Genomic DNA, 18,664 nt, shown 5'->3' with positions numbered 1-18,664 from the left:
TTGGAATTTGGAATTTGGTGTTTTTTGAATAATTGAAAGCATATTTACCTATCAAATGTTAAAGTATTATGCACTTCATCGTTATTAATTGCATTTCATCTATTTATAATATACTTTCGTCGGTGAAAAATAGTTAAGTCTGTTTAATAATAAAAATAGACCGAGCTCATATAGATAACCAAAAAATAAGATGTCTTTTAAACTACTATCCCTCACAGTTTTATTATGTTGCTTCAGTGTGCTTTCATTTGGACAACTTATTTCTGTAAACGACAATCTTTCGGCCCGGGAACTCATAGAAAACCAATTAATATCAGGCTGCGTTGAAGTTTCCAATATTTCATCTACAATAAATGGTTCCGTAAATAACATTAACAGTTTTGGTTATTTCGAACGTGGAGGATCAAATTTCCCTTTTGAAACCGGCATCGTTCTTTCAACGGGTAATGCACGATCTGCCGGTAATACACTGAATACTCAGGTATTAAATGAAGGCAATACCTCTTGGGGCACCGATAGTGATTTAGAAAACACTTTAGGGATTTCAAACACATTTAATGCCACTTCTATTCAATTCAACTTTATTTCTACTACCAATCAAATTTCGTTTAATTATATTCTGGCCTCCGAAGAATACTTTGCCAACAACCCATGTGACTACGCAGACGGTTTTGCTTTTTTAATAAGACCTATCGGAAGCAACCAACCTTACACTAATATTGCACTTATTCCAAATACCAATACCCCTGTCAACACCAGTAATATTCGTCCGGAAATAGTGGGTTTTTGTCCGGCTGCAAATGAACAATTTTTTGACGGTTACAACATGGGTGATACCAATTACAACGGTCGAACCACCGTTTTAACTGCTTCAGCAAGTATTGTTCCCAATCAGGAATACCAAATTAAATTGGTAATTGCCGACCAAAACGACACCAATTACGACTCGGCAGTCTTTATTCAAGGAAATAGCTTCAACTCTTTTGTTGATTTGGGCGAAGATTTTTCAACATGCGCCGATGAAGTTCAACTCAATGCAGATACCGGCAACAACTTAGCTACCTACCAATGGTTTTTTAATAATACGTTAATAAATGGAGAGAACAATCCGTTGCTTACCATTGAGCAATCAGGAAACTATCGAGTTGAAATTGAAATTCCTCTGGCCGGCACCTTTTGTATTATTGAAGATGATATTAACGTTACTTTGAGCAGTACTCAAAGTGCTAATCCAATTGCAGATTTTGAGCTCTGTGACTTCAATAACAACGGCGCACAAACCTTTGACTTGTCGCTGAAAAATGCAGAAGTTTTAGCATCGGTACCTTCTTCAAATTATAGTTTTAGTTACCACTATACTGCTACGGCAGCGCAAGACAACGTTAACCCAATAACAAGTCCTATACAAAATACTAACAATCCGCAAACCATTCATGTGCGTATTGAAGATAGAAATTCAGGTTGTTTAGCCTTTAATTCTTTTAATTTAATTGTTAATGAACTACCTGCGATTACAGAGCCAACACCGCTGTTAGTTTGCGATGACAGTGATCCGGATGGCTTCACACAAATTAACCTTCAACTTAAAGATGAAGAAATTACCAATAACAATTCCAATTTAACGGTCACCTATCATTTTAGCCCAACAGATGCTGACAATGCGGCTAATCCCATAGCGATGCCTTATGTGAATGTTAATCCAAACGAAACCGTTTATGCCCGCGTTACAGACATTAACAGTGGTTGTTACACTACCACTGCATTAGAGGTTGTCGTTCAATCAAATCCGGCCATTAGCTTTGAATCAATTTTTCTGGATGCCTGTGACAGTGATTATAATGGTTTTGCAAATTTTAACCTAAATGATGTTGTTGCAGATGTACTTCAAGGACTCACCAATGTAACGGTAACTTTTCATGAAACTTTAGAAGATGGTCAATCTGGAATCAATGCCATTGCCAATCCTTCAAATTATCAAAATACCAACATAGCTGAACAGGTTGTTTTTATAAGAGTTGAAGACATTACAACTGGTTGTGCCTCGGTAAGACCGTTTGAAATACACACCAACTTATTACTTACAGGAACAGAAATTAGAGATTTTTCGCTTTGCGATATTGGTAATGACGGTGTTGAAACCTTTAATTTATTCAATATTGCAACGGTAATGATTAATGATTTGCCTGATGTTTCCATGAACTTTTACACAAGCGAAGAAGATCGAAACAATCAAACTAACGCACTCAACCTACTCGAACCATTTGTGCCTACATCTAACCCGCAGGTTATTTACATTGAGGTAATGAGTCCAACTTGTACCGAGTACGAGAGCATTGAATTTGTTTTAAATGCCATAACAGAATTTGAATCGATTGGCAGTGTTGATTATTGCGATACCGATCAAGATGGTTTTACAATTATAGATTTAAGTACTTTTGATAATCAGGTTAATCAAGGTCAATCTGAATTTACTGTTACTTATTTTGCTACAGAAACTGATGCTGAAAACAACACAAATGCTTTACCTACTTTTTATCAAAACATCAGCAATCCTCAAACTATCTTCACCAGAATACAAGAAAATAGTACCGGCTGTGCTGACGTAAATTCATTTGTCATTAATCTAATTCCGGCTCCTGAAACCTCAACACCAAACGATATTTTGGTTTGTGATAATGATTTTGATGGTGTTAGCATCATTAATTTAAACAACACCATTGACGAATTGGTAAGCAGTACTAATGATTTAGTGATTAGTTTTCATACATCTGAACAGGATGCTAACTCCAATATTGACCCTATCACCACACCTGAAGCTTTTACTACGGCTTCCACACAAGTATTCGCAAGAGTTGAAAGCACCTTAACAAGTTGTTTTTCAATTGAGGTTATTAATATTATTATCAATACATTACCACAATTTCAAAGTATTTCAAACTATAAAATTTGTGACTCAAGCAACAATGATTTTGCCGATTTCTATTTCAACATAAAAGATTCTGAAATACTGAACGGACAAAACGGCAAGCAGGTTTTATATTTTGAGAATCAAACTGATGCTGAAAACCGCACCAATATGATTGATAAAGCCTCGGCTTATCAAAATACTACAAATCCGCAGACCATATATATAAGAGTTGAAAACATAAGCGATGAGAGTTGCTTTGGAACTTCGTCGTTTATTATAGAAGTGGGTAGTATACCCGAATTCAATGAACCATTAGATGTGTTTTTGTGCGATGATATTTCAAATGATGGTCGAGAAACCATCGACCTCAATCAAAAAATTGATGAAATTTCACAGGGCATCAACGACAATCTCAACATTACTTTTCATCTCAATCAAGTAGAAGCTGAAAACAATGAAAATGCTTTACCGCTAACTTTCACTAATAGTCTTAACCCCCAAACCATTTTTGCGAGAATCGACAATGGCACCATTTGCGTGGGTATCACAAGTTTTACCATAAATGTTATTCAGGTGCCGCAGGTGAATTTTGCTCCACCATTAATTGCATGCGATGATAACTATGATGGAATAACTAATTTTGATTTAACAAGTGCGTCTAATTCAATTTTAGATGTAAGACAAGACAATCTGGTAACTGCTTATTTTGAAAATCTAGAAGATTTAGAAGCCAACCAAAACCCCATTACAAATCCTTCAAATTACACCAATACAAGTAATCCGCAAACAGTTTATTTTAAGGTTACCAACACCATTTCAAATTGTCATGTAGCGGTGCCAATTGCTTTGGAAGTTAACTTACCGCCGGCTATCAACGATTTTGTTATCTATGACATTTGCTACCATCTCAATGAAACAATTAATTTAAACGAGATCAGTAATGTGATGGTTGACAATACTTCAAATCTTAACATTGCTTATTTTACTTCTGAAATAGATGCAGTCAATAATGTAAATGCCTTACCGGAGATTTACAACTATCAAACTAATAACGACTTGTTATTTGCGAGAGTTTCAAACAATACAATGGGATGCTTTATCATTTATGATTTTATCTTGCAGGTGAACCCATTGCCAATAGCCAACCAGCCCGACGACCTCGTAGCCTGCGATGATGATTTTGACGGTTTCTTGTTTTTTGACTTAAACGTTCAAACAGCAACTATTTTAGGAACACAAAACCCTAATGACTATACGGTAAGTTATTACAACACACTCACAGATACCCAACTGGCCCAAAATGCGCTGGATACTTACTATGAAGCACAAGACATGGACGAAATTTTTGTGAGAGTCCAAAACAATTCAACAGGATGTTTTAGTACTACCCAATTTGGCATCATAGTGAATCCAAGACCTGAGGTAGAAATTCCAACACAAGTGATTTGTTTAGACCTTGGTTCGGTAGTGGTAAGCGCAAATACCAATAATCAATATGATAATTATTTATGGTCTACCGGAGCTACCACTCCTGAAATAGAAATTTCTCAAATTGGCAACTATTCGGTAATGGTGACCAGTATTTTTGGCTGTGAAACTTCAGTCAGTTTTGATGTCATTGAATCTGAGTCTGCCAACATTGAAGTAGTTGAAGTGATTGACTTTTCAGACCCCAACAATATTACTATTACGGTGAACGGTATAGGAAATTATGCCTACTCGCTCGACGGAGAAGCTCCTCAAACATCTAACCTTTTTGAAAATGTGACTTTAGGTTATCACACCATTACCATTATAGATTTAAATGGATGTTCTGAAGTAACGCGTGAGGTCGTGGTGATTGATGCCCCAAAATTTATGACACCCAACAACGACGGGTATTTTGACACCTGGCATATTTCGGGCGTTGAAACGATGCCGGGAACAATAGTTTATATATTTGACCGCTATGGGAAGCTTCTAAAAACACTCACATCAAGCTCACAAGGTTGGGACGGCACCTATAACAACCAACTCATGCCGACTAACGATTATTGGTTCTTAGCAGATGTAGTTAGAGGCGATATAAAATTTCAAGCTAAAGGACATTTTACTTTAAAACGCTAATTTTAGCTTTAACAAATATTTCAACAGATAAATATTCAAGGATTGTATCTTTGCACGCGGTTTTAGGCAAAATATATGCGCTATTTAATGTTGTTTATTGGCTGTTGCATTTCAAACCTGATATTTGGTCAAAATATTTCGGTAGATGCACAAACCTATTCTCCACAAGAACTGATTGAAAATATTTTAATCGACAGCGACTGCATTACCAACGTGAATGTGGTGAATTTTGTTGGGGGTAATTTTTCAGATGGTGACAGCAGTTTTGGATATTTTGAAGGCAACAACTCAGGCTTTCCGTTTGAACGCGGTATTGTTCTATCCACCGGAAGACTGTCTAATGTGCCCGGGCCGAACAACAACCTAAGCGATGACGATGCGCCGGGATGGATTGGCGACGATGAACTCGAATTTTATTTAGATGAAGACAGAACAATCAACGCTACCATCATTGAATTTGAATTTGAAGCTGTTGCTTCACAAATTAGCTTTAGGTATTTATTTGCTTCGGAAGAATATCAGGAAAACAACACCAATACCTGCAGATTTTCAGATTTGTTTGCTTTTTTAATTCGCCCCATCAACGACCAGTTATACACCAATATTGCTGTAGTTCCGGGCACTGATATTCCCATTAAGGTCACCAACGTACTACCCGAAATTCCCGGTGGTTGTCCGGCTCAAAACGAGTTTTATTTCGATACCTTTAACGGGGTCGACGCACCTATCAATTTTAACGGCCAAACCAAAGTGCTCACAGCCACAGCCGATATTATACCCAATGAAACCTACCGTGTTAAACTGGTGATTGCAGACCACATTAATTACCGTTTTGACTCGGCTGTATTTTTGGAAGGCGGAAGTTTTCAGCTCTCCACACCATTAGGACTTAACCGATTATTATCAACCGGTAATGCCTTGTGCGGCGACGAAACCTTTACCATAGACGCCACCGAACCCGGCAACAACCAATACCAGTGGTTTAGAGACGGTTTAGCATTAGAAGGTGAAACTGACGCTACTTTGACTATCGATGAAGCCGGCACTTATAATGTTGAAATTCTATTAGATAACAATTGTGAATCTTTTGGCGAAATCGTCATTGAATACGACGAATTACCCGAAGTTTTCAACGCCGTTTTAACCGAATGTGATTTTGAGCAAAACGGAACGGCTATTTATAACCTATTTAACGCTCAGGCTGAACTTACCAATGACAATCCCAATCTGGTAATTGCTGATTTTTTCCTTACCGAAGAAGATGCTTTTCAGTTCAACAATCCAATTCCAAACCCTACCAATTTTGAAAGTTCTAATCCTTTTCAAAACGTTTACGCACGAGTTTTTAGTCAGTCAGGATGTTTTAATGTGGCTCCGTTACAACTCGAAATTAGCATAACCCAAATTAACATTCCCGAATTAACCGCTTGCGATACCACTAATGGAGAAGGTTTTGCCACTTTCAATTTATCTCAGGTAAGAAATTCCATCGCCAATCAAATCCCGGACGACGCACAACTGTTATTTTATGAAACGGCCAATAATGCTGAAAACAGAATCAACCCCTTGCCATTGAATTACGAAAACATCAATGCATTTAACCAAACCTTGTTTGTTAATGTTCGATCTAATAACCAATGTTTTGGCATAGCTAATTTAAACCTACGGGTATTGGAAACACCACAACTTTTACCGGACGAAAGCGTTTATTATTGTCTCAATACGTTTCCAAATACCATTACTTTGAATAGCGGTATTATCAACAACATTCCATCTAATTTTTCTTATGAATGGCTGTTCAAGGGTGTAACCACCGAGATAAGTACCTCGTTTATCAACATCAATCAACCGGGAATCTATACTGTAATTGTTACAAGTACCAATGGTTGTAGCAGCTCCAGAAATATCACTGTTTTAGCTTCGGAAATTGCAGAGATAGAAACTATTAATGTCACACAAAACAACAATAATACGGTTGAAATTTTTGTTTCGGGCTCAGGTAGCTACGAATTTGCTCTGGATAACGAAAATGGATTGTATCAGGACGGTAACCGGTTTGAAAATGTAGCACCAGGTTTCCACACCGTTTATGTAAGAGATGTAAATGGTTGTGGTATAAGTTCAAGACGATTTGCAGTTTTGGGCTTCCCGAAATATTTCACACCTAACAACGACGGTTTTAATGACTTTTGGCAGGTGTATGGCGTAGATCAAGAATTCAACAGCGATATCAACATCAAAATATTTGACCGATATGGAAAATTATTGGCTACAATTAGTCCGTTGGGCTCAGGTTGGGATGGCACCTTTAACGGAAATCTCTTGCCCACCAACGACTATTGGTATACGGCTACTTTAGGCGATGGCACCAGCTTTAGCGGTCATTTCACCCTAAAAAGATAAGACGCCCATTCTAAAAAATTTAGGCGTCAAAAGTGTTATTTTTGTACCATGCGTTTTAAAATCTCATCACAATTTGAACCTACCGGAGATCAGCCCCAAGCTATTAACAGTTTGGCCCAAGGGATTACTGCGGGCGACAAATACCAAACGCTGTTAGGTGTTACCGGTTCGGGTAAAACTTTTACCGTCGCCAATGTGATTGAAAAAGTACAACGGCCAACCTTAGTCTTGGCACATAACAAGACACTAGCCGCACAATTATATTCTGAATTTAAACAGTTTTTTCCGGACAACGCAGTTGAATATTTTGTGTCTTATTACGACTATTACCAGCCGGAAGCCTACATTCCCACTTCTGGCACTTACATAGAAAAAGATTTATCGATTAATGAGGAAATCGAAAAGCTAAGACTTAGCACCACTTCTTCCCTGCTTTCGGGCAGACGCGACGTGCTTGTGGTAGCTTCGGTGTCTTGTTTATACGGCATTGGTAATCCAATTGAATTTCAAAAGAATGTGATTACCTTAGAACGCGACCAGGTGATTTCAAGAACCAAACTGCTGCATCAACTGGTTCAAAGTTTATATTCAAGAACCGAAGCGCAGTTTAACAACGGTAACTTCAGAATTAAAGGTGACACTGTTGATATTTTTCCCGGTTATGCTGATAATGCTTTCAGAATTCACTTCTTTGGCGATGAAATTGAAGAAATTGAAGCCTTTGATGTACAAACCAACGAAGTTTTGGAGAGTTATGACCGATTGACAATTTATCCGGCCAATATGTTTGTGACTTCACCAGACATCCTTCAAAAAGCTATCATCGATATTCAGGACGATTTGGTAAAGCAACACGATTATTTTAACGAAATCGGTAAGCATTTAGAAGCCAAACGCTTAAAAGAACGCACTGAATTCGATTTAGAAATGATACGAGAGCTCGGTTATTGTTCAGGAATTGAAAATTACTCGCGCTATCTCGATGGTCGTGCACCGGGAACCAGACCGTTTTGTTTGTTAGACTATTTTCCAAACGATTATTTAATGGTGGTTGATGAAAGCCATGTCACCATTTCTCAGGTACATGCCATGTATGGTGGTGATAGAAGCAGAAAGGAAAATTTGGTGGAATACGGTTTCAGATTACCTGCAGCCATGGATAACCGACCCTTAAAGTTTGAAGAATTTGAAGCCTTGCAAAATCAGGTGATTTACGTGAGTGCTACACCGGCCGATTACGAAATGCAAAAAACAGGTGGTGTATATGTTGAACAGGTGATTAGACCCACCGGCCTACTGGATCCTGTGATAGAAGTGCGTCCCAGCCTTAACCAGATTGATGATTTAATTGAAGAAATACAGCAGCGTGTAGAAAAAGATGAACGCACTCTTGTGACAACCCTTACCAAACGTATGGCTGAAGAACTGGTAAAATACTTAACCAGAGTTGCCATTAGATGCCGATACATTCACAGCGATGTAGATACACTGGAACGCGTTGAAATCATGCAAGATTTGAGAAAAGGCTTATTCGATGTTTTGGTGGGTGTTAACCTGTTGCGTGAAGGGTTGGATTTACCCGAAGTATCGCTGGTTGCCATCCTCGATGCAGACAAGGAAGGCTTTTTACGTTCTAATCGTTCGTTGACCCAAACTGTAGGACGCGCCGCGAGGAACCTGAACGGCAAGGCCATTATGTATGCCGATAAAATTACTAATAGCATGCAAAAAACAATTGATGAAACTAACTACAGAAGAGAAAAGCAAATAGCCTACAACACGGCGAACAATATCACGCCAACAGCTTTAAACAAGTCGCTGGACAATGCCTTATCTAAAAATTCGGTGAGTACCTATTATTACGAACAGGAAGCCAGAAAAGCTGCTGAAACCGAATCTAAATATCTTACAAAAAGCGAGTTGGAAAAAGCTATTAGAGATAAACGCAAGCAAATGGAAGCAGCTGCGAAGGCACTGGATTTTATGGAGGCCGCCAAGTTTAGAGATGAAATTACCGCCTATCAGGCTAAACTTGAAAAATTAAAGATTTAAGGTTTAAAAAAAACTGCCTTTAAACCTAAATTAATAGCATTTCAATTATCAGGATTGTCCCCTTGAGGGGGCCTTAGGTGTGTAAAAAAGATTATTTTCTGAAGGCTGTTTTAATTATACTGCAATTTAAAAATATCTATTAAAAAATCGGCCGGAACGATTTTGTTCGGGAAACTCTCCATCAAGTCTAATACGCGATTAATAGATTCGTGACTTAAACCCATTCTTAAACCAAAGTTGTGAAGTCTTACTAAATCCTTGGGCTTAATTTCGCTGCCTAGATTCATCAATAACACCAAACGATGAAATTGAACAATTCGTTCACTATATGATTTTAAATGCACATAATTTACGGGATGCTCAATTAAATAATCAAAATCTTCCTTTGAAATTTCAAGCTGTTCTGCAACACCTAATAGAAATTTATATTCAATAGATTTTAGAGATTCATCTAACCTTGCGAATGCGATCATTTCAGACAGCAAACTCAATTTTTCTACTCTGTTTATCATACCTGAGGGAGTCAAGAATTTAGATTACTAAAATAGACAGAATGAAAATATTGTTGTCGTTGATTATTTGTAACTTGTCGAAAAGTTTTTAGTATTTAATCGATTAATTTAAACTTTCATCTCAGCAGTCATGGGCAAATTGAGCGGTTTTTGTTGTATTTTCCTACTGATTTTATCGGTATTTTCATCATTTTTGTTTTCTCAATCAACTGAAAAACAACAAGTTAATAAGTTCACAATTCATGCTCCACAACTCAAAACCGATAAACAAATTTGGGTGTATTTACCTAAGAATTATCAAAATTCTGAAAACGCGTATCCGGTCATATATATGCACGACGCTCAAAACTTATTTGATGCCCAAACCTCTTTTGCGGGTGAATGGCAAATTGACGAATTTTTAGATAATTTTGAAGGCTCAGAAAGTATTATTGTAGGTATTGAACATGGCAATGACAAACGACTGGATGAACTCACCCCTTTCTCAAATAACAAATACGGTGGCGGTCAAGGCAATGCTTATTTAAATTTTATAGTTGAAACCTTAAAGCCATATATTGACACCAATTTTAGAACCTTATCTGAAAATGAGAACACCAGCATCGTGGGTTCATCACTTGGGGGATTACTGTCGTTTTATGCCATTTTAAAATATCCCGAAGTATTTGGTAACGCCGGAGTTTTTTCACCTTCGTTTTGGTTTAGTGAGGACATTTATACTTTTGCATCAAACACCTCATTGGCTAAAGTTTCAAGATTTTACTTTGTTACTGGAACAGAAGAAAGTGAAAACGCAGTGCCCAATCAACAAAAGATGGTAAATTTGCTATTAGAAAAAGGTGTTGACAAGGAAAACATTGTAAATAACATTATTCAAGGAGGCCGGCACAACGAGGCATTTTGGAGTGCGCAATTCCCAGATGCCTATATTTGGCTAACCAATCAATAACTCAAATTATTTAAAAGCTATGACCAATAATGATATCCTGAAAAAATTAAGAGTTGCACTTAAACTAACCAACGATGATATTGTTGAAATTTTAGAGCTCGTAGATTTTAAAGTGACTAAAAGCGAGTTAGGCGCTTTATTTAGACGTGAAGACCATCCTAAATACGTGGAGTGTGGCGACCAGATTCTTCGAAATTTCCTTAACGGATTAATCATTCATTTACGCGGTCCGTTGCCGAAAAAGGAATAATAGAGTTGATATTTTAAAAGATTCATAAAAATGTGGTGACATTTTACAAATTAGCCATTTACGCTTAACTTGCCGGCCTATTTAATAACATTTATGTTTGAGACTTCAAAAGATATTATAACCAGCAATTCTATTAACCAAGAAGAAATTGCTGCTCTCAATAAAAGATATAAACCATTATCTGCCAGAGAACGTATTGCACAACTTTACGAAGATTTTAAGGAAGATGATGTGATGCTGACTAGTTCTTTTGCAGCTACCTCAGCATTTCTTTTAAAGCTGGTTTCTGAAGCTAACAACAAGCAAACCGTTTTTTTTATTGACACGGGATATCACTTTGATGATACGCTTCAATACAAAGCATATCTAACAGAAAAATATGGACTCACCGTAAAATCTATTCAAGCTTTAAAAGAAGAACACGAGTTTACCACCAAAGACCAAACCTGGACTAAGAATCCGGATTTTTGCTGCAGCATTAATAAGGTAAAACCTTTGGATGCCATTAAACAGCGCTACACGGTATGGATGTCAGGGTTGATGAAATGGCAAAGCGACCACCGGGCCTCATTAGATATTTTTGAAGAACGCAACGGCATCTTAAAATTTTATCCGTTGTTGGATATTAGCAAAGAAACGCGTGATGCTTATATTGCTGAGCACAATTTACCGTTTCATCCTCTGGTTGCCAAAGGTTATCATTCCATTGGATGTAAGCATTGCACGGTTCCCGGCGAAGACAGGAATGGCAGATGGAACAACAACCCAAAAACCGAGTGTGGTTTGCATTTATAACATTGAGGGTAGCACATAACTGTAGCGATGAAATTCTTTCAAATTTTTGAAATGGTCAATTTTACATTTACAAGTACCAATTTTGAAACCATCATTGTGTAACAAAAAAGAGTAACGTCTAACATTACTCTTTTAGATTCTCAACCTTATTTTAATAACTCCATTTACATTCCTGAATTTTCATCTTGAAGCGTTTTTATATATTTAGCCAGAGTAATTAAATCGTTCTCATCATCAGATCTCAACTTATTTGTTCTGATATATTTAATAATGGATTTAGCATGATTTGGATACATGTTATTTATCAAGTTCCTATCTGTTGTTAAAAGAAATAACATATTATTTTCATCAATAAAATAATAATAGTCTTTTCGCTTAAATTGTTCTGTAACCACTACAACGTTCATATATGCATTAAGCCTTTTTCCATAATTAGGATTTTCTTCAATCCATTCCTTTTTTAGTACAGTTACATCATCAGCCATATTATTTACAATAAAATAACTCGTATAAATTTTACCATCACTGCCATAATATGACTTGGCTTGATAGGTAATACGTCTATCAATGAATTTTATTTCGCGATTGTTACTTTTCGGTAGCTCTACAATTTTATCATTCTGTTTAATTTCTATAGCATCGTTAAACGGATTATAACGAGCCTCAACAATCTCGAAATTGTCATTAAGCTTCATTGTTGCTTTTCCCCAATTTAAATCGAACAATTGAGATTGTTTAATAGCATTCATTAAATCAGGATTAGCACTAAGAGCTCCTGTACCAATTGCTTCTGCCCCCATTGACATATTTATCCATTGAGTATTGACAAAATGATTTGAAGTGCTACTGATATCGCTTTGCGCATGAGAGAGATTAAAACACATCAAAGCAATTAAGGCATAACTAAAATTTTTCATGGCTCTTCTTTTTAAATTTACGAACTACATTAACAATCATAAAGTTAGCAAAAAAAATACAGAAGTTCCATAAAAAAATCTTAAATTCTATGTTGTTCTATTTTATTTTAGGTGTCGAAAAAATTAGGTGTTACATATTTCTTTATACTAAAACGGCGTGTGGTTTATACCCATAAAAAAAGCTCCCGATTAAGGAGCTTTTCATTTATATGAGTATTATTACTTTTATGCCAACACTGAATGTACCTTATCGGCTGCTTCTTTAAACTCGGTGGCACTTAACACTGCCAAACCGGAGTTATCTAATAATTCTTTGGCCACGTCGGCATTAGTACCTTGTAAGCGCACAATGATGGGCACTTTAATGTCGCCTATATTTTTGTAGGCATCAATAACACCTTGGGCAACGCGGTCGCAACGCACAATACCACCAAATATGTTGATTAAAATGGCCTTTACGTTCGGATCTTTTAAAATTATTTTAAAAGCCGCTTCTACTCTGGCCGCATCTGCTGTACCACCAACATCGAGGAAGTTGGCGGGCTCGCCACCGGCTTGTTTAATCAAGTCCATTGTAGCCATTGCCAATCCGGCACCGTTGACCATACAACCCACGTTACCGTCAAGATCAACATAGTTGAGACCTAAAGCACCGGCTTCTACTTCGATCGGATTTTCCTCGCGTAAATCTCTAAGGTTAACATAATCCTGATGCCTAAACATGGCATTGTCGTCGATAGTTACTTTGGCATCAACAGCCATAATTTTATTGTCGCTAGTTTTTAAAACCGGATTGATTTCGAATAAGGAAGCGTCAGATTTAACGTAGGCTTTGTATAGCGACGTTACAAATTTGGTCATTTCTTTAAAGGCATTACCGCTCAAGCCCAAATTAAACGCGATGCGTCTGGCCTGAAACGGCATTAAGCCGACTGAAGGATCTACTTCTTCAGTAAAAATTAAATGAGGTGTAGTTTCGGCAACATGCTCAATGTCCATACCTCCTTCGGTAGAATACATGATCATGTTTCTGCCTCTTGCGCGGTTTAATAAAACCGACATATAAAACTCAGCAGTTTCACTTTCACCCGGGTAATATACATCTTCTGCAATTAACACCTGATGTACTTTTTTACCTTCGGCAGAAGTTTGTGGGGTGATCAAATTCATACCAATGATTTGCCCGGCAATGGTTTCTACCTCCTGTAAACTTTTGGCCAATTTAACGCCGCCGCCCTTACCGCGACCACCTGCATGTACTTGTGCTTTAACCACATACCATGAGGTGCCGGTTTCGGCATGTAATTGTTTGGCAGCCGTTACTGCGTCTTGAGCGCTTTTGGCTACAATACCGCGCTGAATGCGCACACCAAAATGACTGAGTATTTCTTTTCCTTGATATTCGTGTAAATTCATGCTTTGAAATTTTGCTGCACAAAAGTAACCATACTTACACGTTTAAGCAATACTTTTTAACGTTGATTTATAGAAAGCAAAAAATAAAAGATGAAAGCCTATTTTTTAAGGAAAATCTAACTTTTATAACAAAATAAGTTTATAGCTTCGCAACTTATTAATTTTTAAAAAATGGAAACAAATACTTTACTTAAAATTGCACAGGACTTTGGCAGTCCGGTTTATGTTTACAACGCTGAAAAAATGACTTCTCAGTATAAACGGTTAACCGATGCATTTAGTAAGGTGAAACAGCTGCGGCTAAATTATGCCGCAAAAGCTCTTTCAAACATTTCAGTGTTGAAATTATTTAACAGTCTGGGGGCTGGTTTGGATACTGTTTCTATACAAGAAGTAAAATTAGGTTTAACGGCCGGTTTTGAGCCGGGTAAAATAATTTACACACCAAACGGCGTTTCTTTGGAAGAGATTGAAACTGCCGCCAAATTGGGCGTTCAAATCAATATTGATAACCTGTCGATTTTGGAGCAATTTGGCACCAAACATCCAAAGGTTCCTGTTTGTATTAGAATCAATCCGCATGTGATGGCCGGTGGAAACAGCAATATTTCGGTAGGACACATCGACAGTAAATTTGGAATTTCAATTCATCAGATTCCGCATATATTACGCATTGTTGAAAACACAAAAATGAATATCAACGGAATTCACATGCATACCGGTAGTGATATCTTAGATATTGATGTGTTTTTATACGCAAGCGAAATTTTATTTGAAACTGCCAAGAATTTCGAAAACTTAGAATTTATCGACTTTGGTTCCGGATTTAAAGTACCTTACAAAGCAGGAGATATTGAAACCAATATTGAAGAGTTAGGCACCAAACTCACCAAACGTTTTAACCAGTTTTGTAAAGAATACGGCAAAGAATTGACGTTAGCTTTTGAACCCGGCAAGTTTTTGGTAAGTGAAGCTGGTTATTTTTTAACCAAAGTGAATGTGGTAAAACAAACCACCTCGACGGTTTTTGCTCAAGTAGATTCTGGTTTTAACCATTTGATTAGACCGATGTTATACGGTTCACAGCACGAAATTTACAACATTTCCAATCCGAATGGCAAAGAGCGTTTTTACACGGTAGTAGGATACATTTGTGAGACAGACACCTTTGCGAACAACCGTCGCATCAATGAAATAACCGAAGGCGACATTTTGGCCTTTAAAAACGCAGGCGCTTATTGCTTTACTATGGCCAGCAATTACAACTCGCGCTACAGACCGGCAGAAGTTTTATGGTATCAGGGCAAAGCGCATTTGATAAGAAAGCGTGAAACATTTGACGATATCATTCACAATCAGATAGAAATTGCCTTATAATTTTAAAGCGTTGCCAGATGGTAGCGCTTTTTTTCTATCTTTAACCCAAGCCTCAAGTCTTTAAACTATATTGTTATAAAGACTGATGAAAAATCAACCAATCGTATTATTTATTTGTTTCTTTTGGACAATTGCTGCACTTTCTCAAAGTGAAGACCTCAAAACTAAAGATTTAAATAAGCAAGCCATAGACTCCTGCCTGTCGTGGTTGCGCGCCAACGCCTACACAGGAGAGGATTTTGAAGCCTACCATTCTGTGGGATTACAAACCTTGAAGCGGAGTTTAGAAACCGAACAGGACAGCATTATTGGTCAAATTCACGAAGAATTATCCAATTGGCATGGCTATAATGGGGTATTCCCGCCAGATTCCGTGGTGTATCATTCTGAAAAAGCATTAGGTTACTACCTCAAAGGTACAGACCAAAAGAAGATTGCTGATACTTACAGAACACTTTCCATAGATTATATAAACACGCGCCAATTAGATAAGGCACAAGAAGTACTGTTTAAATCGATTGAATTGTACGAATCACTTGATGATGCTGGTGGATTAGGAAGCGCTTTCAGATCGCTCGGAGTGTTGTATATGGTGATGGAAGATTACCAGAAGTCTGTGGAATACACCAACAAAGCAGTACCATTATTAGAAAAGGCCGAAAATTACAGTGCGGTTGCCATTGCCCAGTTTAATTTGATTACAGGTTATGGGGAACTAGGCGAATTTGAAAAGGCTTACAAAGCAGCCGATTATTGTTTGGAAGTGGTAAAAACCAAAGCACCACAAGAAATTTTTGTTCCAGTACGTGCGCATTCTTATCGCGGTGAAGTATACGTCAAAGCCAAGGATTACGACAATGCTTTAAAAGATTATATAGCGGCTTGGGAACTATGCAAATACCATATTGGCGAAGAGCGCTGTGCCACTTATCGCACCGAAATTGGGCAAGTGTACCTTTTACAAGAAAATTATGAAGAAGCTTTGGAACATCTGCTAGTTGGTGTGAAAGCCTACGAAGACAAAGGTCAAGGTAGCATCATTCAACCGTATTTAGATCTTGCCGATGCATTCGTTGGTTTGGGTAATTTTGAACAAGCGCTTATTTATAAAGACAAAGCCAACGCCAATTCTAAAAAGATTCTGGAAGATAAAATTGTCAATATCGAATCGGAAATGGCTATTAAATACGAAACGGTTAAAAAAGATGAAGCCTTGGTTTCACAGGCTGCTTTAATTCAGCAAAAAAATAAAACGCAAACCCTCATTATTGTAATTGCTTCATTGTTGTTTGCCTTTTTGTTGTCCTTGCTATATTTTTTCAGCAAGAACAAAAAAGCCACCAAAATTATTCGGGCTAAAAATGCTGAAAATGAATTGTTACTAAAAGAAATTCACCATCGGGTTAAAAACAATTTAGAAATGGTAAAAAGTTTAATCGCTTTGCAGTCGGCACAAATTGAGGATGGCGCTACCAAAGATGCCATGATAGCAAGTCAGAATCGGGTGCAGTCTATGGGCATCATTCACCAAAAATTATATCAAGGTGATAATCTCGGCAGTATTGAAATGAAAGATTATTTCATCAACCTCAGCGAAGGTATTCTGGACACTTTTAATGCCGAAGATCAAGTAAAAATTGAATGTGCCATGGATAATTTAGATTTAGATGTGGACACCGCTGTACCAATAGGGCTCATTGTAAACGAGTTATTGACCAACGCACTCAAATATGCATTTCCAGAAAAGCAAGGTGGAACCATCAACATCAGTTTAGAAAAAACCAAAAACAATAATTTAAAACTAAAAGTAGTGGATAACGGTGTGGGCAAAACAGCTGGTCTCGCACCCAAAGGCACCGGTTTTGGTTCCCAATTGGTAAAGCTACTCACCCAACAACTCAATGGAACTATGGTGGAACGCACGGACAAAGGCACGCATATTGAATTTGACTTTTTAATCAACACGGCTGCCTAATGAACGACAAAACGAAAATATTAATAGTTGAAGATGAGATGGTGATTGCCGCTAATATTTCGCTGCAGTTAAACGAATTGGGATATGAAGTTACTGGCATTGTACCAAGAGGCGAAGAAGCACTATTACATATCCAAGAAAACGCACCCGATATCATACTTTTAGATATCAACCTTAAAGGTAATTTGGACGGTATTGAAACCGCTCAAGCCATGCAAAAAACGCACAACATTCCGGTAATTTATTTAACCGCCAATGTGGACGATGCTCATTTTAACCGCGCTAAAGTCACGCACCCTTATGGGTTTATTGCTAAGCCGTTCAAAAAACTCGACTTACAACGCGCTATTGAGTTAACAATAAGTCAAGTGGCTTCTAAAGGCAGCGACTCTAGCAATTTAGAAGCTCTTAATAACGACTCCTTAATTTTAAGCGATTGCATTTTTGTGCGGCATTTAAATACAATGGTTAAAGTGGATATTAAAGATATCCTCTACATTGAAGCCGAACGGAATTACTGCCGCATCTTCTCAAAAAACAAAGAATATTTACTGGTAATGACCTTAAAAGATATGGATGAAAAGTTACCTTCCAAACACTTTTTAAGAATTCACCGTTCCTTTATAATCAACATTTCGCAGATTGATGAAATTGGTAACAGTCACATTGTTATTGGCAAAAAGGCCATTCCTATTAGCAAATCTTTAAGGGAAGAATTGCTAAAACGACTTCAGACTATTTAGGTGATTTAAAATTTTTAGATTTTCTCGATTTCACTCCTGCCTGCCGGCAGGCAGGCTTTAGGGACAGGGGTAAGAAAATCGAGGAAAATCGATTGCTAATATTTGTTACTTATTAAACTCACCCCGATAAATAAAACGGCCTTTTCGGATAAGCTCAAGCCCGTTTCATCCTACATCGCTTTTATGTTAATGTGTTTATTAGTTCCTTAGAGATGGATTTCAATCATTGAGATTTATTTATCATTAACCATTTAAAGCTAT

The 18,664-nt window shown here is 37.4% G+C and carries 12 protein-coding genes; 9 read left to right on the top strand and 3 right to left on the bottom strand.

The window, feature by feature from the left end; all coding sequences use genetic code 11:
- The first annotated feature begins 190 nt into the window (after positions 1-190).
- The 3 genes from FJ651_RS11110 to uvrB all read left to right on the top strand — a co-directional run bounded on the left by FJ651_RS11110 (position 191) and on the right by uvrB (position 9,469).
- Positions 191-5,014, top strand: coding sequence for a T9SS type B sorting domain-containing protein (locus tag FJ651_RS11110; protein WP_140990597.1), 4,824 nt, complete (start codon positions 191-193; stop codon positions 5,012-5,014).
- A gap of 75 nt (positions 5,015-5,089) precedes the next feature.
- Positions 5,090-7,417: a T9SS type B sorting domain-containing protein gene (locus FJ651_RS11105; RefSeq protein ID WP_140990596.1), complete on the top strand. Its 2,328-nt coding sequence runs from the start codon at positions 5,090-5,092 to the stop codon at positions 7,415-7,417.
- Positions 7,418-7,465: 48 nt separating this feature from the next.
- Positions 7,466-9,469 carry an excinuclease ABC subunit UvrB gene (gene uvrB, locus FJ651_RS11100; protein WP_140990595.1) on the top strand — a complete coding sequence of 668 codons (2,004 nt, stop codon included), beginning with the start codon at positions 7,466-7,468 and terminating at the stop codon, positions 9,467-9,469.
- Between the two features lie 110 nt (positions 9,470-9,579).
- Here the strand turns inward: uvrB and FJ651_RS11095 are convergent, their stop codons facing one another.
- A complete protein-coding gene (locus FJ651_RS11095) occupies positions 9,580-9,981 on the bottom strand; it encodes a TerB family tellurite resistance protein (RefSeq protein WP_140990594.1) in 402 nt (133 codons plus the stop codon).
- 130 nt (positions 9,982-10,111) lie between these two features.
- Here FJ651_RS11095 and FJ651_RS11090 point away from each other — a divergent pair, with 130 nt between their 5' ends.
- From FJ651_RS11090 to FJ651_RS11080, 3 genes are all read left to right on the top strand, one after another.
- Positions 10,112-10,930 carry an alpha/beta hydrolase gene (locus FJ651_RS11090; protein ID WP_140990593.1) on the top strand — a complete coding sequence of 273 codons (819 nt, stop codon included), beginning with the start codon at positions 10,112-10,114 and terminating at the stop codon, positions 10,928-10,930.
- A 19-nt stretch (positions 10,931-10,949) separates the two neighbouring features.
- The gene (locus FJ651_RS11085; protein WP_140990592.1) at positions 10,950-11,180 is read left to right on the top strand and encodes a DUF1456 family protein; all 231 of its coding nucleotides are present in this window, start codon (positions 10,950-10,952) and stop codon (positions 11,178-11,180) included.
- A gap of 93 nt (positions 11,181-11,273) precedes the next feature.
- A complete protein-coding gene (locus tag FJ651_RS11080) occupies positions 11,274-11,975 on the top strand; it encodes a phosphoadenylyl-sulfate reductase (protein ID WP_140990591.1) in 702 nt (233 codons plus the stop codon).
- A gap of 164 nt (positions 11,976-12,139) precedes the next feature.
- Here the strand turns inward: FJ651_RS11080 and FJ651_RS11075 are convergent, their stop codons facing one another.
- Together FJ651_RS11075 and sucC are read right to left on the bottom strand one after the other, a co-directional pair.
- The gene (locus FJ651_RS11075) at positions 12,140-12,892 is read right to left on the bottom strand and encodes a hypothetical protein (RefSeq protein WP_140990590.1); all 753 of its coding nucleotides are present in this window, start codon (positions 12,890-12,892) and stop codon (positions 12,140-12,142) included.
- Positions 12,893-13,117: 225 nt separating this feature from the next.
- On the bottom strand, positions 13,118-14,308 hold the full coding sequence (sucC, locus tag FJ651_RS11070; protein ID WP_140990589.1) for an ADP-forming succinate--CoA ligase subunit beta: 1,191 nt from the start codon (positions 14,306-14,308) through the stop codon (positions 13,118-13,120).
- 171 nt (positions 14,309-14,479) lie between these two features.
- Between sucC and lysA the strand changes: the two genes are divergently transcribed.
- The 3 genes from lysA to FJ651_RS11055 all read left to right on the top strand — a co-directional run bounded on the left by lysA (position 14,480) and on the right by FJ651_RS11055 (position 18,403).
- Positions 14,480-15,685: a diaminopimelate decarboxylase gene (gene lysA, locus FJ651_RS11065; protein ID WP_140990588.1), complete on the top strand. Its 1,206-nt coding sequence runs from the start codon at positions 14,480-14,482 to the stop codon at positions 15,683-15,685.
- A gap of 85 nt (positions 15,686-15,770) precedes the next feature.
- Positions 15,771-17,660: a sensor histidine kinase gene (locus FJ651_RS15760; protein ID WP_216746138.1), complete on the top strand. Its 1,890-nt coding sequence runs from the start codon at positions 15,771-15,773 to the stop codon at positions 17,658-17,660.
- Positions 17,660-18,403, top strand: coding sequence for a LytR/AlgR family response regulator transcription factor (locus FJ651_RS11055; protein ID WP_140990587.1), 744 nt, complete (start codon positions 17,660-17,662; stop codon positions 18,401-18,403). The genes FJ651_RS15760 and FJ651_RS11055 overlap by 1 nt, the downstream gene beginning before the upstream one ends.
- Positions 18,404-18,664 lie beyond the last annotated feature (261 nt).

This window comes from Paucihalobacter ruber (assembly GCF_006494535.1).
GTDB lineage: Bacteria > Bacteroidota > Bacteroidia > Flavobacteriales > Flavobacteriaceae > Paucihalobacter > Paucihalobacter ruber.
This window is presented reverse-complemented; position numbering and strand designations above follow the sequence as displayed.